The following is a 23,336-nucleotide window of genomic DNA, read 5'->3' on the forward strand; positions in this document are numbered from 1 at the left end:
ATATTTGTTCCTGTGGAGGGAGGCTGTGTTTAGGCACAGCCTCCTTTTTCTGCTCATGCGACTTCGTTCGGGATTTCTTCTTTCAAGGAATCAGCTACATTCTCAGGCAGTTCATCCACCAGGCCAATGTCACGATAGTAGATGCGTACCTCCTGCGGTGCTGTGCGGGAGTATTTCTCCGCACGCTCACCGACCTCCACTCGCTTGATGAAGATGCGCAGGATCTCAGCAGTCAGCTCCGGGATCTCGCTGTATCGCTTGGCATTCTCAATGAACCGGGCAATATTGGAGCTGGAGTCTTTCAGTTCCTGAAGCCTTACTTCCATGGCGGGGAGCTGTTCTTGAATCTCTTTCTGCTCGGTGGTGTACTCCTGAGACAGGATGCGATACTGCTCGTCCGGGATGCGTCCAAGTACACTGTCCTCGTAGAGCCGTTTGAACAGCTTCGTCAGCTCGGCTTGGCGCTTTTGCATGGTGTCGATCTTCTTTTGGAGCATAGCGATCTCCTGCTGTGCCTCCTTGCCCTGCTTCTTGCGGATATGCTCCGCAAACCGCAGCTCATTCTGACGAGCGAAGTGCGTGACACGGCGTATGTCATCCAACAGGATAGCATTGAGTTCCTGTTCCCGGATGTAATGAGCGGAGCAGATGTCTTTGCCTTTCTTCTTGTAGGTGGAGCACATAAAGTTGTTTTTCACCGCATCCATGGTGTGCGCCCGGTGCAGTACCATGGTGCCTCCGCAGTCCAGGCAGTAGACCAGTCCAGAAAAGATATTCTGCTCAGCCATATTGGCTCTGCGCCGTTTGTGCTTGCGGATATCCTGTACGATTTCCCAGGTCTGTTGCGTAACCAGTGCTTCATGCGTATTCTCAAAGCGGAGCTGCTCAGACTCGGGACGCTCAATGCGCTTCTTGTTCTTGAAGGACAGGGTGGTGGACTTCAGGTTGATGGTGTGACCCAGGTAAGTCTCATCCTCCAGAATGCCAGCGACGGTGTTGGTGGACCAGTTGTATGGCTGGGTGATGTCCACTCCGGTCAGCTCTACTCCGTGCTTCTGGTAGTAGGAATATCCAGGCGTGGGGATTTTATCTTTCTTGAGCTGCTTTGCGATCTGGGCAGGACCCTTTCCAGAAACGCAGAGGTCAAAGATGTACCGTACTACCGGAGCAGTCTCAGGATCAGGCACCATGTGTCGTTTGGGATCTGCCGGGTCCTTCATATACCCATAGCGGGGTCGGGAGGAGACCCTGGCGCCAGTCTCAGCCTTGAGACGAACCACAGAGCGTCCCTTCTTGCTACAGTCCTTGGCATAGAACTCGTTCATCAGATTCCGGAAGGGCGTGAAGTCATTGGTGGACTCGTACAGGCTGTCCACGCCATCGTTGACGGCGATAAAGCGCACACCATAGCTTGGGAAGATGAGTTCCGTGTACTGACCTACCTGAAGGTACTCACGGCCCAGTCGGGACATGTCCTTGACGATCAGTGTTTCCACCTGACCGTTTTCCATCAGCTCCATGACCTGCTGCCAGCCAGGGCGGTTGAATAATGAGGTGTGATAGCGATAGCGGCAAAAAGCTAATAAAATCAATGGTTTTGCGGACAGCGGATAGACAGGGAATGTGTTAAAAACTGAATACGCACACAAACGGCGTTACCTTAACCCCTTTGGGGGAGAAAGTAACGCCGTTTTTTTATGCCCGCAGGAAAGGAGGTGCAGCCGGAATGTATTTCACAAAGGGCAAGCAGCGGGCGTTTGAATTGCTCATGCAGCAGAAGCCGGGATTTGACCGCTATCAATCCGGTTGTGCCGGAGATGATGAAGATTGCGGCACTTGCCGTTTCTACCGCCCCGGGTGGAAATATGAGTTTTGCGTTTTCAAAGAGTGTCCCTATTGCCCCGGCAAAAGGACGCGGAAAACGCACGCCAGCATGGACAAATAGACGGGCAAAAGCCCTTGTGCCATGCGGCTTTGCAGACGCGAAAACGGCAAAGGGCATATTGCAATACCAAAACAGCCGAAAACGGCTTTCTAATTGTCCACGCATACCAAGAGAGGAAGTGAGGAAATATGGCAGTTTTCAGAGTGGAGCGAAATACGGGATATACCGTTATGAGCAACCACCACTTGCGAAACAAGGAATTGTCCTTAAAGGCAAAGGGCTTGTTGTCGCAAATGCTTTCGCTGCCCGAAGATTGGGATTATACCCTTGCGGGCTTATCCCATATCAACCGGGAGAAGATCGACGCAATCCGCGAAGCGGTAAAGGAACTCGAAAAAGCCGGATATATCGTGCGCAGCCGGGAGCGCGACGAAAAGGGACGCTTGCGGGGCGCAGATTACGTCATATACGAGCAGCCGCAGCCGCGAGAGCCGGAAGCAGCTACCAGCGGCGGACAGCCGCCTATATTGGATTTACCTACATTGGAAAATCCAACATTGGATAATCCAACGTTGGAAAAACCTACGCAGGAAAAACCTACGTTGGAAAATCCAACGCAATTAAATAAAGATATATTAAGTAAAGAACAATCAATTACTGATTTATCAAGTACCGATTCCATTCCTTTCCATTCCCTAAACCCCTTGCCCTTTGCGCATGGCGAAGCGGCTACGCCGCCGGAAAGGAAAAGAACGGAAGCGAAAAGCAATAGCGCAGTAGAGATTTACAGGGAGATTATCAAGGACAATATCGAATACGACCATCTCATTCAAAACTGCAAAATTGACAAAGACCGTTTGGACGAGATTGTTGACCTTATGCTGGAAACCGTCTGCACAGCCCGAAAGACAATCCGTATTGCCGGGGACGACTACCCCGCCGAATTGGTGAAATCCAAGTTTTTGAAGCTGAACAGCAGCCATATTGAGTTTGTTTTGGATTGCATGAGGGAGAACACAACCAAAGTGCGCAACATCAAGCAGTATCTAAAAGCGGTGCTGTTCAACGCGCCGAGTACCATTGACAGCTACTATACCGCCCTTGTCAATCACGACTTATACGGCGGCGAATGAGCATAGCCGCACTTTACCGGGAAAGGAGTTGATACCTTGCAGGAGGAAGTAACCCAAAAAACGATTGCCCTATACGTCAAAGTGGGAAAAGGCGCGGCGCGGCTTACCGAACAGGCGTTACAGAAAGCAATCCAAAAGTTTTTGGAGCAGAAAAGCAAACCCGCGCATGGGAAACAGACCATGCGGCAGCTTATGAAGCAGAACGCGGGTGTTTCCAACATCGAGATCACCGACAGCAATATTAAAGCCTTTGAGAGTACGGCGAAGAAATACAACATAGATTTTTCGCTAAAAAAGGTTAAGGGCGAGCAGACCCGTTACCTTGTGTTTTTCAAAGGCCGGGACGCGGACGTTATGACCGCAGCGTTTCAAGAGTTTTCCGCAAAGAAGCTGAACCGGGAGAAAAAGCCCTCTATCCGCATAGCCCTTGCCGCTGCAAAGGACAAGGCGAAGCAGCTTAACGCCGCCCGCGACAAGGTAAAGAAAATGGACAGGGGGCGCGAGATATGAAGCAGATCAACTACAAAAAGCTGATACTTCCGAATATCCCCTATGTGTTCTTTGTCTATCTCTTTGATAAAGTCGGACAGGCGGTGCGGCTTGCCCCCGGCGCGGATATTTCTGCAAAGATACTGAATATCACACAAGGATTTTCCGCAGCCTTTGAAAACGCCTTGCCGAGCGTTTACCCGTTGGATTTGCTTGTCGGCATTGTCGGTGCGGTGATTATCCGCTTGATAGTCTATGTCAAAGGGAAAAACGCGAAGAAATACCGCAAGGGCGCGGAGTACGGCTCTGCCCGATGGGGAAACGCCGAAGATATAAAGCCCTACATAGACCCGGATTTCCAAAACAACATCATTTTGACGCAGACGGAACGGCTTACCATGAACAGCCGCCCGAAGCAGCCGAAGTACGCGAGAAATAAGAACGTCGTCGTGATCGGCGGCAGCGGCAGCGGAAAAACAAGATTTTTTGTCAAACCTAATCTAATGCAGCTTCATTCCTCTTACGTCTTAACCGACCCGAAAGGTACGGTTTTGATTGAGTGCGGGAAGCTGCTGCAACGGGCGGGCTACCGCATTAAGGTACTGAATACGATTAACTTCAAAAAATCTATGCACTACAACCCCTTTGTGTATATCCGCAGCGAGAAAGATATTTTGAAGCTGGTAAATACGTTGATAGCGAATACCAAAGGTGAGGGAGAAAAAAGCGCGGAGGATTTTTGGGTAAAGGCAGAACGGCTTTTGTATTGCGCGTTGGTGGGCTACATCTGGTACGAAGCCCCCGCCGAGGAAATGAACTTTATTACCCTGTTGGAACTTATCAACGCCAGCGAAGCCCGCGAGGACGACGAGGAATATCAAAGCCCCGTCGATTTGCTGTTTGCCGACTTGGAAGAACGCGACCCCGACCATTTCGCGGTGAAGCAGTACCGAAAATATAAATTGGCGGCGGGCAAAACCGCAAAATCAATCCTCATTTCTTGCGGTGCGAGGCTCGCTCCTTTTGATATAAAGGAATTGCGCGATCTTATGTCCTACGACGAATTAGAACTTGACACGTTAGGCGACAGAAAAACAGCTTTGTTTTTGATTATGAGCGATACGGACAGCACGTTTAATTTTGTTATCGCTATGCTGCAATCGCAGTTATTTAATCTCTTGTGCGACAAGGCCGACGACGAATACGGCGGCAAGCTGCCGGTTCATGTTCGCTGCCTGTTAGACGAGTTTGCAAACATTGGACAAATCCCGCAGTTTGAAAAATTGATTGCCACAATCCGCAGCCGGGAAATCTCGGCTTCTATCATTCTGCAATCGCAGAGCCAGCTAAAAGCCATTTACAAGGACGCGGCAGAAATCATACTTGACAATGCCGACAGCACCTTGTTTTTGGGAGGGCGCGGGAAAAATGCAAAGGATATTTCGGAGAACTTGGGACGTGAAACAATCGACAGTTTCAACACTTCCGAAAATCGCGGCACGCAGGTTTCTCATGGCCTCAATTATCAGAAATTGGGAAAGGAGTTGATGACACAGGACGAAATCGCAGTTATGGACGGAGGAAAATGTATTTTGCAGTTGCGCGGCGTGCGCCCCTTTTTCAGCGATAAGTACGATATAACGCAGCACCCGAACTACAAATACCTTTCCGACTTCGACAAGAAAAACGCTTTTGACGTTGAACGGTATATGTCCACCCGTCCGGCAATCGTAAAGCCCGACGAACCCTTTGACATATACGAAATAGATTTGTCCGACGAGGACGCAGCCGCCGAATAAAAACGGCGGCATTTTTATTTCCAACAACATTTTTTGAGCCGTTTTAGCGGCAGAAAGCGAGGTTTATATGGATTTTTTCAACAGCGCAGTTGACGTATTGCAGACTTTGGTAATCGCGCTTGGCGCAGGACTTGGCATTTGGGGCGGCATTAACCTCATGGAGGGGTACGGCAACGATAACCCCGGCGCGAAGTCGCAGGGCATGAAACAGTTGATGGCGGGCGGCGGCGTTGCCCTTATCGGCCTTACCCTTGTCCCGCTGCTCTCCGGCCTGTTTGGATAATGCCACAAACTAACACTACCCGCCGCGCTCTCCCGCTTCACGCGGGAGGGCGCGGGAAAGGAGGGATTAGCTTTTGATATGGCAGATGATTGAAGATTGGTTTCGCGGCATTTTGACAGACGGAATACTCTCTAATCTCTCCGGGCTGTTCGACAGCGTAAATACAGAGGTTGGAGAAATCGCAACGCAAGTCGGCACAACCCCCGCCGGGTGGAACGCGGGCATATTCAATATGATACGCAGCCTATCGGAAAACGTCATTGTGCCGATTGCGGGCGTTATCATTACCTTTGTCATGTGCTACGAACTAATCCAGCTTGTAATTGAGAAAAACAATCTGCACGATCTCGACACTTGGATTTTCTTCAAGTGGATTTTCAAAACCTTTGTTGCGGTGCTGCTGGTAACAAATACTTGGAACATCGTCATGGGCGTATTTGACATTACACAGAGCGTCGTCAACGACAGCGCGGGCGTTATCATATCCGACACAAGCATAGATATTGCAACCGTTATCACCGATATAGAAGCAAAGCTGGACGCTATGAGCGTCGGCGGGCTTTTGGGGCTATGGTTTCAATCACTCTTTGTGGGGCTTACCATGAAAGCGTTGTCTATCTGTATCATGCTGGTGGTGTACGGGCGCATGATTGAAATATACCTTGTAACGAGTATCGCCCCTATCCCCGTTGCGACAATGGTAAATCGTGAATGGGGCGGCATGGGACAGAACTACTTAAAATCCTTGCTTGCCCTCGGTTTTCAGGCTTTTCTAATTCTTGTGTGCGTCGGTATTTATGCGGTTTTGATACAGACAATCGCAGCAACCGATGACATATCCGGCGCGATCTGGTCTTGCATGGGCTATACCGTCCTCTTGTGTTTTACGCTTTTCAAAACGGGAAGCCTTGCAAAATCCGTATTCAGCGCGCATTAAGGGGGTGCAGATGAAGAAATACAAAATCATTTACGCCGATCCCCCTTGGAGATACGCGAGAAGCAAGGTACAGGGCGCAGCGGAAAAGCACTATCCCACTATGAGTATTGAGGAACTTTGCGCTTTACCCGTCAAAGAAATTGCGGATAAGGACTGTATTTTATTCCTATGGGCGACGTTCCCGCAGCTTAAAGAAGCGTTGCAGTTAATCAAGGCTTGGGGATTTACCTATAAATCCGTTGCCTTTGTATGGTTAAAGCAAAATCGGAAATCGCCCACTTGGTTTTATGGCTTGGGCTTTTGGACGCGAGGAAATGCGGAAATCTGCTTGCTTGCTACCAAAGGACACCCGAAGCGACAATCAAACAAGGTACATCAATTTATTATTTCCCCTGTTGAGCAGCACAGCAAAAAGCCGGATATAACGCGGGAAAAGATACTTGCCCTTATGGGCGACCTACCGCGTATTGAACTGTTTGCAAGGCAGCATACCCCTGGTTGGGACGTATGGGGAAATGAAATCAAAAGCGACATACGGTTTGCCGGAAAGGAGGTTTGAAATGGCGTATGTAACCGTCCCAAAGGATTTAACCAAAATCAAGAGCAAGGTAATGTTCAACCTTACCAAAAGACAATTACTCTGTTTCGGCGCGGCGGTGGCTATCGGGCTACCGCTATTCTTTTTGACAAAGGACAGCGCGGGAACGACAACGGCGGCTTTGTGCATGGTGCTTGCCATGCTGCCCATGTTCCTACTCGCTATGTACGAGAAGAACGGGCAACCGCTGGAAGTGATTATACGGCAATTTGTGGAAGTGAAGTTTCTTCGCCCCAAAGAGCGACCTTATCAGACCAACAATTTTTATACCGCCCTTGCGCGGCAGGAGCGATTAGATAAGGAGGTACGGGCGATTGTCAAAGGAAAAGGGAAAGACCCAAAACAAAAAGCGTAAACTTACGCGGCAGGAAAAGAAACAGATCGACGCGCTTATCCGGCAGTCAAAGGGCGACGGGAAGCCCCATACGGCGCAGGACAGCATACCGTTTGAACGAATGTATAAGGACGGGATTTGCCGCCTTGCAAACGGGCGGTATTCCAAGTGCATTGAGTTTGAAGATATTAACTATCAGCTTGCGCAGCCGGACGACAAGACCGCCATTTTTGAAGCCCTTTGCGATATGTATAACTCTTTTGACGCTTCTATCAGTGTGCAGCTTTCCTTAATCAGCCGCCATGCGAACAAGGAGGATTTCAAGAGCAGTATCACGATTGCCCCACAGAATGACGACTTTGACAGTATCAGAGCCGAATACACCGAAATGCTGCAAACACAGCTTGAACGCGGCAACAACGGGCTTATCAAGACAAAGTTTCTCACCTTTACCATTGAAGCAAAAGATATTAAATCGGCGCGGGCGCGGCTTGCCCGTATCGAAACGGACACCCTCAACCATTTTAAGGTGATCGGCGCGGCGGCGCGGGTATTGGACGGGAAGCAGCGGCTTGAAGTGCTGCATGGGCTTTTCCACCCGGACGGGGAACGCTTCAACTTTGCGTGGGAATGGCTACCCGTAAGCGGCCTTTCCGTCAAAGACTTTATTGCCCCGTCCTCTTTCCGTTTTGGCGACGGGCGAATGTTTCAAATGGGCGGGAAGTTTGGCGCGGTTTCCTTTTTGCAGATTGCCGCGCCGGAACTTTCAGACCGTATGCTTGCCGACTTCATGGAAGCGGAAAACGGGATTGTCGTCAATCTGCACATTCAGAGTATCGACCACAACGAAGCGATCAAGACGATCAAGCGGAAAATCACCGACCTTGACCGTATGAAAATCGAGGAACAGAAAAAGGCAATCCGCAGCGGCTACGATATGGATATAATTCCGTCCGACCTTGCCACCTACGGCGGCGAAGCGAAAAACCTTTTGCGGGATTTGCAGAGCCGGAACGAGCGAATGTTTTTGCTTACGCTGTTAGTTTTGAATGTGGCAGACACAAAGCAGAAATTGGACAACGACGTATTTCAGGCCGCAAGTATCGCACAGAAATACAACTGTATGCTCACCCGCCTTGACTACCGGCAGGAACAGGGGCTTATGTCCTCTATCCCATTGGGCGAAAACCTAATCCAAATCCAGCGGGGCTTGACGACTTCCAGCACCGCCATTTTCGTCCCCTTTACGGTACAAGAGCTGTTCCAAAGCGGCGAAGCGTTGTATTACGGCTTAAACGCATTATCGAATAACATGATTTTGTGCGACAGGAAAAGGCTGAAGAACCCTAACGGCTTGATACTCGGCACACCCGGCAGCGGCAAGAGTTTTTCGGCAAAGCGCGAGATCACCAACGCTTTTCTCATTACCGCAGACGATATTATCATTTGCGACCCGGAAGCGGAATATTACCCCCTTGTGGAACGGCTGAAAGGGCAGGTTATCAAGGTTTCGCAGAACAGCACGCAGTACATTAACCCGATGGATATAAACCTCAATTACAGCGAGGGCGACACGCCCATAGCCTTAAAGAGCGATTTTATCCTTTCCTTTTGCGAGTTGATTATGGGCGGCAAAAACGGGCTGGAAGCGGTTGAAAAGACTTTGATTGACCGCGCCGTTATCAGCGTGTACCGCAGCTACCTTGCAGACCCGAAGCCGGAGAATATGCCGATTTTGGGCGACCTCTACAATGAAATCAAGAAGCAGCCGGAAAAGGAAGCGCAGCGTATCGCGTCGGCATTGGAACTCTATGTAAATGGCAGTTTGAACGTGTTTAACCACCAAACAAACGTTGACATTCACAACCGCCTTGTCTGCTTTGATATTAAAGAACTCGGCACCCAGCTACGAAAACTCGGTATGCTCATTGTCCAAGATCAAGTTTGGAACAGAGTTACCATAAACCGCAGCGAAGGCAAGGCGACGCGGTACTATATCGACGAGTTTCATTTGCTGCTCAAAGAGGAACAGACCGCAGCGTACAGCGTTGAGATTTGGAAGCGTTTTAGAAAATGGGGCGGTATTCCGACAGGTATCACCCAAAACGTGAAAGATTTGTTATCGTCCCGCGAGGTGGAGAACATTTTTGAAAACAGCGATTTTGTGTATATGCTCAACCAAGCCCAGGGCGACAGGGAAATCCTTGCAAAGCAGCTTAACATTTCGCAGCAGCAAATGACCTATGTAACCCATTCCGACGCGGGCGAGGGGCTTATCTTCTATGGCAACGTGATTTTGCCCTTTATTGACCGTTTCCCGCAAGATACGGAACTCTATCGTGTAATGACGACCAAACCCGGCGAGGTGTCGGCATGAGGATAGAAATGGACAAAATCTATTGCGGCGACAGCTTGCAGGTGCTTCAAACCTTGCCGGAAAATGCAGTTGATTGTTGCGTAACGTCCCCACCCTACTATGCCTTGCGGGACTACGGCGCAGACGGGCAGATCGGACGGGAAGCAACGCCGGAGGAATATGTTTCCCGTATTACGGCGGTATTCCATGAGGTAAAGCGGGTGCTTACGCCGGAGGGTACTTGTTGGCTGAATATCGCGGACACTTATTGCGGCACAGGCAGCAAAGCCGACCACCAAGACCCCAAATACCCCAAAGGCAGGAACGGGCAGCAAGTGGCGTTTAACCACCGCGCCCCCGGCTGCAAGCCCAAAGATTTAATTGGTATTCCGTGGCTTGTAGCCCTCGCCTTGCGGGGCGACGGTTGGTATTTGCGCAGTTCTATCATTTGGCACAAAACAAACCCCATGCCGGAAAGCACGCGGGACAGGCCGACCCGCTGCTATGAATATGTGTTTCTGCTTACCAAGTCAAAGAAGTATTATTACGATTGGCAAGCAGTAGCCGAGCCGATAGCCCCCACAACGGCGGGGCGGCTGAAAAGCGGAGTTAGCAAAGGAAATAAGTATAACGTTACTGTTCCGGGGCAAAACCAACCGCAGAAAATCAACCGCCCCCGCGAAAAGGGCGCATACGCCGACGAGTTGATTTCTCCCGTCCGCAGCCGCCGCAACGTTTGGCAGATTAACAATGTCGGCTATCATGGCGGGCATTTCGCAGCGTTCCCGCCGAAACTTGCGGAAACGTGCATTTTGGCGGGCTGTCCCATCGGCGGGATTGTCCTTGACCCCTTTTTCGGCAGCGGCACGACGGGCATGGTAGCAAAACGGCTTAACCGCCGCTATATCGGCATTGAGTTAAACCCCGACTATTGCGAACTTGCAAAACAGCGGATTGGAGGTGATGAAGATTGAGCAAGGAACTGAAAGCCCCCGACAAGGTAACGCAAAAAATGACCCGCGACGGTGCGGTTGCGGAAAACCTCACGACGGGCGAAACGTCCAGTATCAGCGAAAGGCCGCAGGAAGAAAACTATTCAGCCCCCGCAGGGGTGGCAGCGGAAAAGGTTGTGCAGCATATCGGCGCAGAGATTGAGCGACACGCAGCAAAAGGCGCGGAGAAAAAAGCCCTTGACGCGACGCAGCCTAAAACCCATTCTTCCCGCTTGCAGTTTTCCGAAGCGGAACGGGCAACGCCGGAACTTCAAAAAGCGATCAAGAAATCGGATAAGGCGGCAGACTGTTTAGACGCAGCGCGGGCGGCTATCCCCAAGCAGACCAAAATCAAGAAAGAGCGCGTTTTTGACGAAGCGAAAGGCAAGGCAAAGACGCGCCTTTCCTTTGAAAAGACGGATAAGCCCCCAAACGGCAAGTTGCGGCATAACCCCTTATCCCGTCCGGCACAGGAGTTAAACAGTACCGTACATGGGAAAATCTACGAGGTAGAGAAAGAAAACGTCGGTGTGGAAAGCGGGCACCGGGTAGAACTTGCCGGAGAGAAAGCGGGCGGCATGGCGGCGCGGGCAGTTAAGGGCGGCATACGCCGCCATAAGCTGAAACCCTACCGGGCAGCGGCGGCAGCGGAAAAACAAGCGGTAAAGGCAAACGCAGATTTTCTCTATCAAAAGGCGTTGCACGATAACCCCGCGCTTGCGCACTCCAACCCCATTTCCCGTTTTTGGCAGAAGCAGCGCATTAAAAAGCAGTATGCAAAAACGCTGAAAGCGGGCGGCAAAGCGAAAAAAACCGCTGAAGCCACCGCAAAGGCGGCGAAGAAAACCGCGCAGGAAACCAAACGGGCGACGTTCTTTGTTGTCCGGCATTGGAAAGGCTGCTTGATTGTGGGCGGGATTGCCTTTATCGTGCTGCTGCTTTTCGGCGGGCTGTCCTCTTGCTCCCTCTTTGGCGGCAACAGCGGCAGCGGCTTGATTGCGTCGTCCTATCTCTCCGAGGACGCGGATATAACGGGCGCGGAAAGCGCGTATGCCGCTATGGAAGCCGAGTTACAAGATATGCTGGACAATATCGAAAGCGAATACCCCGGCTATGACGAATACCGGGTAAACGCGGACGAGATCGAGCATGACCCCTATGTGCTAATTTCTATCCTTTCCGCGTGGCATGAGGGCGTGTTTACACTCGATGAAGTGCAAAGCACCCTTGAAATGCTCTTTGAGAAACAGTATATCTTGACGGTCGAGGAAGAAGTACAGGTACGCTACCGCACCGAAACAAGGACGGACAGCGAGGGCAACCCCTATACGGTTGAAGTCCCCTATAACTATTACATTCTTCATGTGGATTTGGAAAACTTCAACCTCTCCCATGTCCCCGTTTACATCATGGGCGAAGAACAGCTATCCATGTACGCTATGTATATGTCGTCGCTGGGAAACAGACCCGACCTTTTCCCGCAATCCGGCTATGTGTCTAAATACTATGAAAACCCGCCCGCCGATTATGAAGTACCCGCCGCGCTGCTGGGTTCCGATGAAAAGTTTGCGCGGCTCATGGAGGAAGCAGATAAATACGTCGGTTTTCCCTATGTGTGGGGCGGCAGCACCCCGGAAACCTCTTTTGATTGCAGCGGCTTTGTGAGTTATGTGTTGACGAACAGCGGCCTATACAATACGGGCAGACTTGGGGCGCAAGGGCTTTACAACATCTCAACCCCTGTTTCTAACCCGCAGCCGGGGGATTTGGTGTTCTTTACGGGTACATACGACACCCCCGGCGTTTCCCATGTGGGGATTTATGTGGGCGAGGACGGGGACGGAAGCCCCGTCATGCTGCATTGTGGCGACCCTATCCAGTATTCAAAGCTGGACACCAGCTATTGGCAATCCCACTTTTACGCCTACGGGCGGTTAAATTACAATTAAAAGGAGTTGAAAAATGAATATTGTATCTTTTGGCGGCGGCACGAATAGTGCCGCCTTACTTATTGGCCTATACAAGCACAAAATCCCGATTGACCTTATCACCTTTGCCGATACGGGCGCGGAACACCCGCATACCTATCAATTTATCGAGATAATCAATCAATGGCTTGCGGAACACGGTATGCCGCAGATTACCGTTGTGCAGTATGTTGACCGCTACGGCAACCGCCTATCTCTTGAAACCGAGTGCTTGCGCTCTCATACGCTCCCGTCGATTGCCTACGGGCATAAGCGTTGTTCGCAGAAACACAAAATCGCACCGCAGGAAAAGTTTTGCAACCACTATGCGCCTTGCCGCGAAGTATGGCAGCGCGGCGAGAAAGTCAACCGCTATATCGGCTATGACGCGGGAGAAGTGAAACGGTATGAACATTCCCGCAAGTACAACGAAGCCGACAAAAAATATCATAACCGCTACCCCCTCATTGAAGAATGGGGCTGGAACAGGGACGATTGTATCCGGGAAATCAAAGCGGCAGGATTGCCGCAGCCGGGTAAATCGTCCTGTTTCTTTTGTCCGAGCATGAAGAAACAAGAGATTTTATATCTCAAAGAACACTATCCCGATCTATTTAACCGGGCGGCGACTTTGGAAGAAAACGCTATGCCCTATCTTAAAACCGTTAAGGGATTGGGGCGCAGCTATTCATGGAAAGAACAGTTTGGAAAGGAGTAAATGACTATGGCGAACACGAAACTTGACCGTATCGAAAGGGATATTGAGAAAACGAGGGCAAAAATCCTTGAACAGCAAAAGAAGCTGAAAGACCTTGAAGCGCAGAAAGTCGAGGAAGAAAACGCGCAGATCGTGCAAATGGTAAAGGCGGTACACCTTGACGGGACGCAGCTTGCCGCGTTCCTCTCCGCTTACGCCAGCGGCGAAATCACCTTGCCGCAGCCGGAAGCCACTTACCCCGCCGAACAGGAGGACAACGACAATGAAGAATAAAAAGATAATCCGAAAGTTTACCGTATTGCTTGCCGCACTGGTTATCATGTGCGGCTTTTCTGTTACCGCTTATGCGGGCGGTGGCGATGAAAGCGACGACACGCCTACCCCCGTAACCGAGGAAACCCCCGCGCCGGAAACCGAGCCGGAAGAAACGACGGGCGGCTATGAGCCGCAGCCCCTTACCCCGGACGGGAATATGTCCCTTGTGGACGATATAACGGGTGAAGCGTCCGGCGACAAGCAGTTTATCACCGTCGTTACCAAAAGTGGCAACTATTTTTACATCATCATTGACCGCGCCGAGGACGGGGAAAATACCGTCCATTTCCTTAACCAAGTGGACGAAGCGGATTTAACCGCCCTTATGGAGGACGGGCAGACCGAAGCCCCCGTTTGTAGCTGCACCGATAAATGCGTTGCCGGAAGCGTCAACACCGCTTGCCCGGTTTGCAGCGTCAACATGAGCGAGTGCGCGGGTGTGGAAGCCGAGCCGGAGCCGGAAGAAACCGAGCAGCCGCCGGAAGAAGAAAAAGGCGGCGGCATGGGTATTCTGCTTGTCGTGCTGCTTGTTGCCGCAGCGGGCGGCGGCGCGTTCTACTACTTTAAGATTTTGAAGCCCAAAAAGGACGCGGCGAAAGGCAGCAGCAGCCTTGACGACCTTGATTTTGACGAGGACGACGAGGAAACGGAAGTAGTCGAAACCGAACAGACCGAGCAGGAGGACGATAATCTATGAAACTTGTAATTGCAGAAAAACCGAGCGTCGGGGCGGCGATTGCCGCCGTTATGGGCGCGAATGAAAAGCGCAGCGGATATTTTGAGGGCGGCGGCTACCTTGTGTCGTGGTGTATCGGGCATTTGATTAGCCTTGCAGACGCGGCGACCTACAATGAACAATTCCGTAAATGGAAGTACGACGATCTTCCCATTGTCCCGCAGGAGTGGCAGTTTATTGTTGCCAGCGGCAAGGAGCAGCAGTTTTCCATTCTCAAAGACCTTATGCACCGCAGCGACGTTACCGAGATTATCAATGCTTGCGACAGCGGGCGCGAGGGGGAACTCATTTTCCGCTTTGTCTATGAACAGGCGAATTGCAAAAAGCCCTTTTCCCGCCTTTGGATTAGCAGCATGGAAGCAAGTGCAATCCGCGAGGGCTTTTCAAATCTCAAAGACGGGCGCGGCTATGACAACCTCTATCAATCCGCGCTTTGCAGAGCAAAGGCCGATTGGCTCATTGGCATTAACGCGACCCGCCTTTTCTCTATCCTCTACCATAAAACATTGAATGTCGGCAGAGTGCAAACGCCCACCCTTGCTATGCTGGTAAACCGCGACTATGCAATCAGCAGCTTTAAGAAAGAGAAATATCATGTCGTCCGGCTGGACGTTGGCGGCGTTGCCGCCCTTTCCGAAAGGCAGGACGACGAAGCGGCGGCGCGGCAGATGAAAGCGGCTTGCGAGAAATCGCAGGCCGTTTGTACTTCCCTTAAAAAAGAGAAAAAGACCGCAGCCCCGCCGAAACTGTTTGACCTCACCGCCTTGCAGCGGGAAGCAAACCGTTTGTATGGGTTTACGGCGAAACAGACCCTTGACTATGCGCAAGCCCTTTATGAAAAACGGCTTTTGACCTATCCCCGCACCGACAGCAAATATATCACTTCCGATATGGAGGGCAGCACAAAGGAACTTATCACCGGCCTTTGCGCTGCTCTCCCCTTTATGCAGGGCGTGAAGCTGCAAGCCGACCTTGCGAGGATTTGCGACAACAGCAAAGTAACCGACCATCACGCCATTTTGCCGACAGCGGAGTTTGTGAAAACGGGCTTTTCTTCCCTTGCCGAAAGTGAGAAAAAGCTAATGACCCTTGTGTGCGCAAAACTGCTTTGCGCCGTTGCCGCGCCCTATGAGTATGAAGCGGTTACGGCGGTTTTCACTTGCGGCGGCTATACCTTTACCGCAAAGGGCAGGACGACGCTTTGCGAGGGTTGGCGCGAGATTGAAAGACTATCCCGCGCCGCGTCCGGGGAACAGGACGAGGACGCAGAGCCGGAAGCGGTTTTACCCCCGCTTGCCGAGGGGCAGACCTTTGACAATCCGGCAGCGGAGATCTCCGAACGTTACACGCAGCCCCCAAAGGCATTTACCGAAGATACGTTACTTTCGGCTATGGAGAGTGCGGGAAAGGAGGACACGCCGGAGGACGCGGAGCGCAAAGGGTTAGGCACCACCGCGACGCGGGCGGGTATCATTGAAAAACTCATTAGCGCGGGCTTTGCCGAGCGCAAGGGCAAAAAGCTAATCCCCACAAAGGACGGGTATAACCTTGTCGCTATTCTGCCCGACAGCCTTACGTCCCCGCAGCTTACGGCAGAATGGGAAACGCGCCTTACCGGGATTGCAAAGGGCAGCGACAGCCCCGCCGACTTCATGCGCGGGATTGAGGAAATGACAGCGGGGCTTGTCAAGACCTATTCCGCGATTTCCGAGGATAAAGCGAAGCTGTTTACCCCGCAGCGGGAAGCAATCGGCACTTGCCCCCGTTGCGGCGCGGCGGTTTACGAGGGCAAGAAAAACTTTTACTGCTCCGACAGGGCTTGCAGCTTTGTGATGTGGAAGAATGACCGCTTTTTTGAGCAGCGCAAAAAGGCTTTCACAAAGGCGATTGCCGCCGCCCTTTTGAAAGACGGAAAGGTAAAAATCAAAGGTATGTACTCGACCAAGACGGGAAAGACCTTTGACGGAGTTGTGCTGCTTGCCGACACAGGCGGCAAGTATGTAAACTTCCGCGTCGAGCAGAACCGAAAATGATAAGGCTTGATGAAAAGCAATACCGCGCCGTAAAGAAAATGACCCGCGCCGCTTGTGCAAACAACGATTGCGGGAATTGTCTGCTGCTGGACGACGGGGAAACTTGCGTTTGTGTGCAGAGTATCAGCTATTCGCTGCTATGCCGCTATTTCCGCGAAGCGGTATTACCCGCCGACAGGCAGCTTTGCGAACAGATCACCCGCAGCGGGGAAACCGATTTGAAGCGTTGCGCGGTATGCGGCAGCACGTTTGCGGCGGGCAGCAACCGGGCGAAATACTGCCCCGATTGCGCGGCAAAGATACGCCGCAGACAGAAAGCCCAAAGCGAGAGAAACAGGCGTTTACGGATAAAAACAACTACATAGCAAGCACAGCAAACGAGTACCCGTTTGCGAGAAATGCCCGCGCTTCCCATAGAGAGCGCGGGCATTTTGCTTGTTGGGATAGTCCCAAACCCTTATATGACCGAGAAAGGACGTGATGAAAGAATATGCCGTATTCCTCATACGACCATGACAAATTAGAAGCCGCCGAAACCATGCGGATAGAACGCCGGATATATTTTGAAGCAAAGGACAGGGAGATTGCCCCTTATGCTTCCTTGCCGATTGCGCAGCTACTTTCCATGCGCAGCGAAAGCGCGGCGGCAGAACAGGCGATTTTTGACGACCTTAAAGAACGCGCCGCCGCATGGGAAGAACAGGCGGGAAGAACGCTTTTGCTGGATAAAACACTTGAATATGTGAGAACGCCGCACGTCCAGCACACCGCTAACGAGTGGCAGACCACCGAGCATAACCGCCATATTCGCAGCAATCGGGTATATCAGATGAATTACTACATTTACGAGAATACCCGCTACGACAAAGAAGCGCAGAAATCTATCCCGTATTCATGGACGCTTACATGGAGCGTGCGCACCAACAGCCCAAGCAGAACCCAAGCGAAGATTGCCGGACAAGATAGAAAGGTTTTCACCGACAAGGCAGCTATGGAAAAGTATCTGAATGGGCGTATCAAAGCGTATGACCGCTTGTTTACGGAAATCTCCCCGCCTATCCCGCAGGAGTACGCCGACTATTTCAAAGTAAACGGTATGCTCATGCCGGACTACACCATAGAGGGCGAAGAACCCCCGCAGCAGCAACAGGCGGCAGCTATCCCCGAAAATACCGGGCAGGAAAAGGAGCGTGAACACATGAGCGAACAGTTTTCTATTATGATAGGCAACCGCAGCCGCTTTGACGCGGGCGACCCCGGCGGCTATTGGTTGGATATGCCCGCCACAAAGGAGCAGTTGCACGAAGCTATGCGGAACGTCGGCATTACCGCCGACAACCCGCAGGATTTTTCCATTCGCGGCTATTCCGACGACCCGGAGAAACATATTGCCTTGCCTTATGAAATGGTATGCGCCGCCGACGTGGACGAACTCAATTTTCTTGCGGCGCGGCTCGAACAGCTTGACCCCGCCGAGGTTGGCAAGCTGAACGCAGCTTTGCAGCAGAAAAACGGGCTTGCAAATATTGGACAGGTAATTGACTTCACCTACAACGTGGATTTTTACGTCCATATCCCCGAAGTACATAACTACCACGATTTGGGCGACTATTACTTAAATCAATCCGGCATGGTACAAATGCCCGAAGAATGGAAAGGCGGCATTGACCTTTCTACTTTTGGCAGGAACGCTGCCGCGCAGGAAAAAGGCGCGTTTACCGAGTACGGCTATATCGTGGAAAGCGGCGACGAGTGGGAACGGCAGTTTGAGGGGCGCGAAGTGCCGGAAGAATACCGCATTATGAGTTACCCGCAGCCGGAGCGCGGCGAACAGGACAAAGCCTATATGGACGCAGCCGAAACGCAGCAAGCAGACGCACAGGCCGCAGAGCCGCAGCAGCCCCGCCCCGTCGTCCCCATTATCCTTACTTCCGAAAAGCCCGCCGAAAAGGTAAAGGAGATCACCGCGCGTTTGGAACAGGGCGTACAGGCGATTTTTGACAGCGACCGCTACAAAGAGTTTCTAACCGCTATGTCAAAGTTCCATGATTATAGTTTGAATAACACTATCCTAATTGCTATGCAGGGCGGCAATTTGGTAATGGGCTTCCGTCAATGGGAAAAGGAGTTTGACCGCCATGTAAAGAAAGGCGAGAAAGGCATTAAAATCTTTGCCCCCGCGCCCTACAAGGTGAAAAAGCTGGTTGATAAAATCGACCCCGAAACGAGAAAGCCCATGCTTGACCGCGAGGGAAAAGTGGTAAAGGAAGAAAAGGAAATCACCGTCCCCGCCTTTAAGGTTATAACCGTCTTTGATATTTCGCAGACCGAGGGCAAGGAGTTTCCCGACCTTTCCGTTAAACCGCTGCTTGCCGATGTGGAGCAGTACGAGGATTTTTTCGCCGCCCTTGAAAAAGCGTCCCCCGTCCCGATTGCATTTGAGCAGATCACAAACGGCGCAAATGGGTATTTCAGTTTGACCGACAAGCGTATTGCAATCAAAGAGGGCGTGAGTGAATTACAGGCGGTAAAGACCGCCATTCACGAAATCGCCCATGCGAAGCTGCACGACGTAGACTTAAACGCCCCGCCGGAGCAGCAAAACCGCGTTGACCGCCATACCTGCGAGGTAGAAGCGGAAAGCGTCGCTTATACGGTTTGCCAGCATTTCGGCCTTGATACTTCCGATTACTCTTTCGGCTATGTGGCTGGTTGGAGCAGCGGCAAGGAAATGACCGAGTTAAAAGCGTCCCTTGAAACAATACAGACCACCGCAAAGGAACTCATTACCGAGATTGAGGGGCATTTTACCGAGTTGCAGCAGCAGCGGCAAGCCGAGCAGGAGCAGGGCGATACCTTTTCCATTTATCAGTTAAAGCGCGGGGACGAAACAAGGGACTTGCGCTTTGAGCCTTATGACCGTCTGCAAGCGGCTGGACTTACCATTGACCGGGTAAATTATGAACTCGTCTATACTGCACCGCTTACAAAGGATATGACGCTGGGCGACATTTGGGAAAGGTTTAATATCGACCACCCCGCCGACTTTAAGGGGCATAGCCTTTCCGTTTCCGACATTGTTGTGCTTCATCAGAACGACGAGGACACCGCCCACTATGTAGACAGTATCGGTTTTCAGCAAGTGCCGGAGTTTTTGCAGGAGCAGCAGACCCCCGTATTTGACAAGCTGCCGCCCGAACAGCAGCAAGCCTTGTCCGACACCGTACAAGACACTTTGCAAATGCTGGTTGACGCAGACAAGCGGATTTATGGCGACGTTACGGGCAAGACCCTTGAAGCAATCGCGGCGCAAGGATATTCCTACAAGGACGGGCAGCTTGAAAAGCAGCAGCCGGAAGCGACCCCCGACAGCCTTTTGACGGGTGAAACCGTTAGAACGCCGAGGGGCAATTTTCATATTACCGATATGAGCCGTGAACAGATCGAAGCGGCGGGATTTGGTTTTCACCATGCGTCGGAGGACGGGAAGTATCTCATTATGGGGAATGGCACACAGGCTTATGCCATAGCCGCCGAGCAGCCGCAGCGGGATAATCCCTTAAAGCACGTCGAGGACACCATAGAGCAGAACGACAACAATTTTGACGGGCTTATCAACAATACGCCGCAAACGCCCACCGTTGCAGATTTTGAGCAGCGGGCAAAGGCGGGGGAAGCGATTTCCGTTACCGACCTTGCAAAAGCGGTAAAAGCCGAGAAACGGGAACAGCCGCAGAAAAAACCGTCCATTTTGAAGAAGCTGGACGAATACAAGAAACAGGCGGCGCAGCAGCCGAAAGATAAACAGAAAGAGCATAAAAAGGATTTGGAGGTTTGATAGCATGAATACCCGCTTTACCATTGAGGAAGAAAACATTGTTGCGATCTACGCCGAGGACAGCCGGGAAACAACGCTTGAAAATATCCTTGCCGCCATGCCCTACATGGACGAGGATATGCGCCAGCTTGCCGCCGCAGCGGTGAACAAGCTGCAAGCCATGACGGACAGCGAGTTTTCCGAAAGGGAGTTTATCTTGACCGACGAGGAATAGCCCATAGAGAACAGGGGCGCGGTTGCCGATTTCCGGCACCGCGCCCCTGTTCTTTTTTTGTCCTTGCGTGGACAATTAGAAAGCCGTTTTTGCGGGTTTGAATATACTTTATCGTCTATGTCGTTTTCATGCGCTGGAAGCCGCAGAAACACAGGCGTTTTCAGCCCTTAACATTCCACTTGCCACCCCATGTTTTGCGCCTTATCGCTCCTGCTCCCGCGCCCTGCTTTGGGACGGGTAAAGAATACTATCGACGTTCTTTTTGACAACGCCGTATTCCTGCATTTGCTTCTTGGCTTGCCGATAATCTTCATACAATTTGGTTTTCCTGTCGTTTAAGCTTCTATACTCCTTGCGCAGCGCGGCGAGATCGGGCAGCTTCTTTATCTGCATTTCCTTTAATGCCCTTGCCGCAGCTTCAAACAGGATAATTTCGCTTTCATGCCCCCGCAGATACTTTTCCTTGTCCGGCGATTTTCGGTATTCATCGTAAATCGGTTTTAACTGTCGGTATGTGGTGGTGTGCTTGATAAGCAGCGACAAATCAGACATACGCTGTTCCACTTCCTTAACCGCCTTTGCCGCCGCGTCATGAGCGGTCATAATATCGGCTATCTTGCTTTCAAGTTCGCTATAATACTCAATCTTGTTTTCGGTTAGGAAGTTCATGCTTTTAGCAGCCTGTTTCAGATTATGGATTTTTGCCCACCGTTCATAGCCCGCCGACTGTTGGGCTTTGATACTGTTTTCAAGATCGACGACAAGCCGGATTTTCTTATCTTCCCGCAGCGTTTTTGTTTTGGCAACATACACGCCCTTGATACGCTCCTTTATCGCTTCTTCCGTATAGGCCGCGCCGAGCGTCTTTGTGCGGGTAAACCGTTCCTGTCCGGCAGCGCGAAAGGAAATGTATTTGCCCTGTTTGATTTCATACCCCATTTCCTGCAAGCGGCGCAGCAGTTCGTCAAAATCTTTCACTTGGGGAATGAGAGTATCTATCGCCGTTTTCAGCTTTGCTTTGTAGCTTGTCCCTTGCTTTTCGGCGGTGTATTCTGCATAGCTTTTTCCCTTGTCCTGTCCCGGTACGACGACGGATAGCCCATGCTCTTTACATATCCTGTCGCTGGTGCGCCGGATAAAGTGATAGCTTTGCTTGTTGGAATGGTACTTTTTGTAGTCAACGAAGCTAACCGCGTTGAAAATCAAGTGATTATGCAGATGGTCTTTATCGACGTGAGTTGTCAAAACAAACTCATACTTGCCGCCTAATACCGCCCCGGCAAGTTCCATGCCGATTTTGTGCGCTTCTTCCGGTGTGGTTTCTCCCACCGCAAAGGATTGTATCAAGTGCCGCCCTAAATGTGTGCCGCGATCTCCGGCAGCTTCCCGCGTCCATGCAAACTCAATATCGGCGGTTTCCAGCCCGCAGCCGAAAGAGGACGCAAGCAGCTTCCCGTCTGTCTTTTCGGGATTTAAGATATAGTCTATCGCAGCCTTTAAGGTTGATTTAATAGGGTGCGTCTTTGTAACCGCCATATCTCGTCCACCGCCTTTTTAATGTCCTCTATATCCTGCCTGTAAACCGTCCCCGTCGCATTGGCGCGTTTTGCAATTTGGTTGATGTTCCGGCTCACCGCTTGCAGTTCCCGGATATATGCTTTTGTGTCGCTTCGGTCAACGACAAGAATATACCCGTCTATCGCCATTTTACGGAAGTATGCCCCATACTGCTTTATGGGAAGCTGCTTCATCTTCTCGTCGATCAGCCGCTTTTCTTCTTCCGTAACGTAAAACTTCATCTGTATATTTCTCTTTCGGTTTTCCATTTCCGCACCGCCTTTCGGTATAAGGGTTTGGGATTATCCCAACAAGCATTTTCCGCAAACGGGTACTCGTTTGCTGTGCTTGCTATCTACTCCATACCCCCACCGAAAGGCGGTATTTGTTGCGCGTTCCTTTGATTTTGGACGCAAAAAAAGATTGCAGCCGCCATGCGCTGCAATCTCCCGATTTCTCATATTGTGAGGTTAATCCTCTGCTTTTTCGACTTCCGTTATCTCCCTTGCTGTTGCGGTTACAATCCGTATGCCTTTATCGCTCATACCGTCCAGCAGCGCGTCAAGCTGCCGCCGCCCGGTGGATTTCTCCGCATTGCTGTTCGGGAAGAAAAATTGATCTACCGAAATATGATACCGGGTTACAAGGTCATAGAATACCTGTAAACTCGGCTGTTGTCCCTTGTTCTCGATATTCGCAAGGTAGCGCGGGGAAATATATAACTCGTCGCTTACCTTTTTGCGGCTCTCGCCGTATTCATTTCTCGCGGCTTTTATAGCTGCCCCGAAAGCCTTAAAGTCGTACAATGGTACGGGTCTTTTTGCCATTTTCATTCACCCTGTTACATTTTACAGTTCACCTTTCTTTTTGGATATGTCCACACAATTCATATCATTAGGTTAAATACTTCCTGTTGTGTATTGACAGTAGACTGATTTTCTGATAAAATAAAATTTATGTAAAAGGAGGCGGCGTTTATGTTGCATAGCATGCGTATTAGATAAGCATTGAAAAAAAGGATTTTCCCATTTTCAACATGGGCTTTTTTGTCATGCTTATTTTGCGGATGCTATACAAAAAACTAACGACGTATAGATATAGTATAGACATAGTGCAAGCTATGCCTTAGTTTTGTTGTACTGCTCTGTGCAT

Annotated in this window: 22 protein-coding genes; 17 read left to right on the forward strand and 5 right to left on the reverse strand. The window is 51.0% G+C overall.

Going from position 1 to position 23,336, the window contains the following annotated elements:
* Window positions 1–53 precede the first annotated feature (53 nt).
* Both ACVDHE_RS11590 and ACVDHE_RS11595 read right to left on the reverse strand, forming a co-directional pair.
* Window positions 54–1,649, reverse strand: a complete 1,596-nt coding sequence (locus ACVDHE_RS11590) for a recombinase family protein (protein WP_458884668.1) — start codon at window positions 1,647–1,649, stop codon at window positions 54–56.
* Between the two features lie 11 nt (window positions 1,650–1,660).
* Window positions 1,661–2,002: a hypothetical protein gene (locus tag ACVDHE_RS11595; RefSeq protein WP_068914282.1), complete on the reverse strand. Its 342-nt coding sequence runs from the start codon at window positions 2,000–2,002 to the stop codon at window positions 1,661–1,663.
* Between the two features lie 71 nt (window positions 2,003–2,073).
* Between ACVDHE_RS11595 and ACVDHE_RS11600 the strand changes: the two genes are divergently transcribed.
* The 17 genes from ACVDHE_RS11600 (at window position 2,074) to ACVDHE_RS11680 (ending at window position 20,627) form a co-directional block, all read left to right on the forward strand.
* Window positions 2,074–3,018, forward strand: coding sequence for a DUF6017 domain-containing protein (locus tag ACVDHE_RS11600; protein ID WP_002604485.1), 945 nt, complete (start codon window positions 2,074–2,076; stop codon window positions 3,016–3,018).
* A gap of 36 nt (window positions 3,019–3,054) precedes the next feature.
* A complete protein-coding gene (locus ACVDHE_RS11605; protein ID WP_458884669.1) occupies window positions 3,055–3,528 on the forward strand; it encodes a PcfB family protein in 474 nt (157 codons plus the stop codon).
* Window positions 3,525–5,306, forward strand: a complete 1,782-nt coding sequence (locus ACVDHE_RS11610) for a VirD4-like conjugal transfer protein, CD1115 family (protein ID WP_002604483.1) — start codon at window positions 3,525–3,527, stop codon at window positions 5,304–5,306. Before ACVDHE_RS11605 ends, ACVDHE_RS11610 begins: the two co-directional genes overlap by 4 nt.
* Window positions 5,307–5,373: 67 nt before the next feature.
* Complete coding sequence (locus ACVDHE_RS11615) at window positions 5,374–5,589, forward strand: Maff2 family mobile element protein (protein WP_002604482.1); 216 nt, start codon at window positions 5,374–5,376, stop codon at window positions 5,587–5,589.
* A 73-nt stretch (window positions 5,590–5,662) separates the two neighbouring features.
* Window positions 5,663–6,526, forward strand: coding sequence for a VirB6/TrbL-like conjugal transfer protein, CD1112 family (locus ACVDHE_RS11620; RefSeq protein ID WP_002604481.1), 864 nt, complete (start codon window positions 5,663–5,665; stop codon window positions 6,524–6,526).
* 10 nt (window positions 6,527–6,536) lie between these two features.
* Window positions 6,537–7,085, forward strand: a complete 549-nt coding sequence (locus ACVDHE_RS11625) for an MT-A70 family methyltransferase (protein ID WP_002604480.1) — start codon at window positions 6,537–6,539, stop codon at window positions 7,083–7,085.
* Window position 7,086: 1 nt separating this feature from the next.
* Entirely contained in the window at window positions 7,087–7,479 is a 393-nt protein-coding gene (locus tag ACVDHE_RS11630) for a PrgI family protein (RefSeq protein ID WP_002604479.1), read from the forward strand.
* The gene (locus ACVDHE_RS11635; RefSeq protein WP_002604478.1) at window positions 7,439–9,835 is read left to right on the forward strand and encodes a VirB4-like conjugal transfer ATPase, CD1110 family; all 2,397 of its coding nucleotides are present in this window, start codon (window positions 7,439–7,441) and stop codon (window positions 9,833–9,835) included. The genes ACVDHE_RS11630 and ACVDHE_RS11635 overlap by 41 nt, the downstream gene beginning before the upstream one ends.
* Window positions 9,832–10,788 carry a DNA-methyltransferase gene (locus ACVDHE_RS11640; RefSeq protein ID WP_002604477.1) on the forward strand — a complete coding sequence of 319 codons (957 nt, stop codon included), beginning with the start codon at window positions 9,832–9,834 and terminating at the stop codon, window positions 10,786–10,788. Before ACVDHE_RS11635 ends, ACVDHE_RS11640 begins: the two co-directional genes overlap by 4 nt.
* Before the next feature lie 38 nt (window positions 10,789–10,826).
* Window positions 10,827–12,755: a C40 family peptidase gene (locus tag ACVDHE_RS11645; protein WP_425516017.1), complete on the forward strand. Its 1,929-nt coding sequence runs from the start codon at window positions 10,827–10,829 to the stop codon at window positions 12,753–12,755.
* 13 nt (window positions 12,756–12,768) lie between these two features.
* Complete coding sequence (locus ACVDHE_RS11650; protein ID WP_002604475.1) at window positions 12,769–13,491, forward strand: phosphoadenosine phosphosulfate reductase domain-containing protein; 723 nt, start codon at window positions 12,769–12,771, stop codon at window positions 13,489–13,491.
* 6 nt (window positions 13,492–13,497) lie between these two features.
* Complete coding sequence (locus ACVDHE_RS11655) at window positions 13,498–13,764, forward strand: DUF4315 family protein (protein ID WP_002584965.1); 267 nt, start codon at window positions 13,498–13,500, stop codon at window positions 13,762–13,764.
* Window positions 13,754–14,503 carry a DUF4366 domain-containing protein gene (locus ACVDHE_RS11660; RefSeq protein WP_002584964.1) on the forward strand — a complete coding sequence of 250 codons (750 nt, stop codon included), beginning with the start codon at window positions 13,754–13,756 and terminating at the stop codon, window positions 14,501–14,503. Before ACVDHE_RS11655 ends, ACVDHE_RS11660 begins: the two co-directional genes overlap by 11 nt.
* Window positions 14,500–16,575 carry a type IA DNA topoisomerase gene (locus tag ACVDHE_RS11665; RefSeq protein WP_002584963.1) on the forward strand — a complete coding sequence of 692 codons (2,076 nt, stop codon included), beginning with the start codon at window positions 14,500–14,502 and terminating at the stop codon, window positions 16,573–16,575. The genes ACVDHE_RS11660 and ACVDHE_RS11665 overlap by 4 nt, the downstream gene beginning before the upstream one ends.
* Window positions 16,572–16,940 carry a cysteine-rich VLP domain-containing protein gene (locus ACVDHE_RS11670; protein WP_002584962.1) on the forward strand — a complete coding sequence of 123 codons (369 nt, stop codon included), beginning with the start codon at window positions 16,572–16,574 and terminating at the stop codon, window positions 16,938–16,940. The genes ACVDHE_RS11665 and ACVDHE_RS11670 overlap by 4 nt, the downstream gene beginning before the upstream one ends.
* A 125-nt stretch (window positions 16,941–17,065) precedes the next feature.
* Entirely contained in the window at window positions 17,066–20,413 is a 3,348-nt protein-coding gene (locus ACVDHE_RS11675) for a YodL domain-containing protein (protein WP_002584961.1), read from the forward strand.
* Between the two features lie 4 nt (window positions 20,414–20,417).
* A complete protein-coding gene (locus tag ACVDHE_RS11680; RefSeq protein WP_002584960.1) occupies window positions 20,418–20,627 on the forward strand; it encodes a transposon-transfer assisting family protein in 210 nt (69 codons plus the stop codon).
* A 201-nt stretch (window positions 20,628–20,828) separates the two neighbouring features.
* On the opposite strand, the gene ACVDHE_RS11685 is transcribed toward ACVDHE_RS11680, so the two are convergent.
* The 3 genes from ACVDHE_RS11685 to ACVDHE_RS11695 form a co-directional block, all read right to left on the reverse strand.
* On the reverse strand, window positions 20,829–22,163 hold the full coding sequence (locus ACVDHE_RS11685; protein WP_002584959.1) for a relaxase/mobilization nuclease domain-containing protein: 1,335 nt from the start codon (window positions 22,161–22,163) through the stop codon (window positions 20,829–20,831).
* Window positions 22,124–22,453: a plasmid mobilization protein gene (locus ACVDHE_RS11690; RefSeq protein ID WP_002584958.1), complete on the reverse strand. Its 330-nt coding sequence runs from the start codon at window positions 22,451–22,453 to the stop codon at window positions 22,124–22,126. Before ACVDHE_RS11690 ends, ACVDHE_RS11685 begins: the two co-directional genes overlap by 40 nt.
* 201 nt (window positions 22,454–22,654) lie before the next feature.
* On the reverse strand, window positions 22,655–23,011 hold the full coding sequence (locus ACVDHE_RS11695; protein WP_002584957.1) for a helix-turn-helix transcriptional regulator: 357 nt from the start codon (window positions 23,009–23,011) through the stop codon (window positions 22,655–22,657).
* Window positions 23,012–23,336: the final 325 nt, after the last annotated feature.

Source organism: Dysosmobacter sp. Phy, from assembly GCF_054476235.1.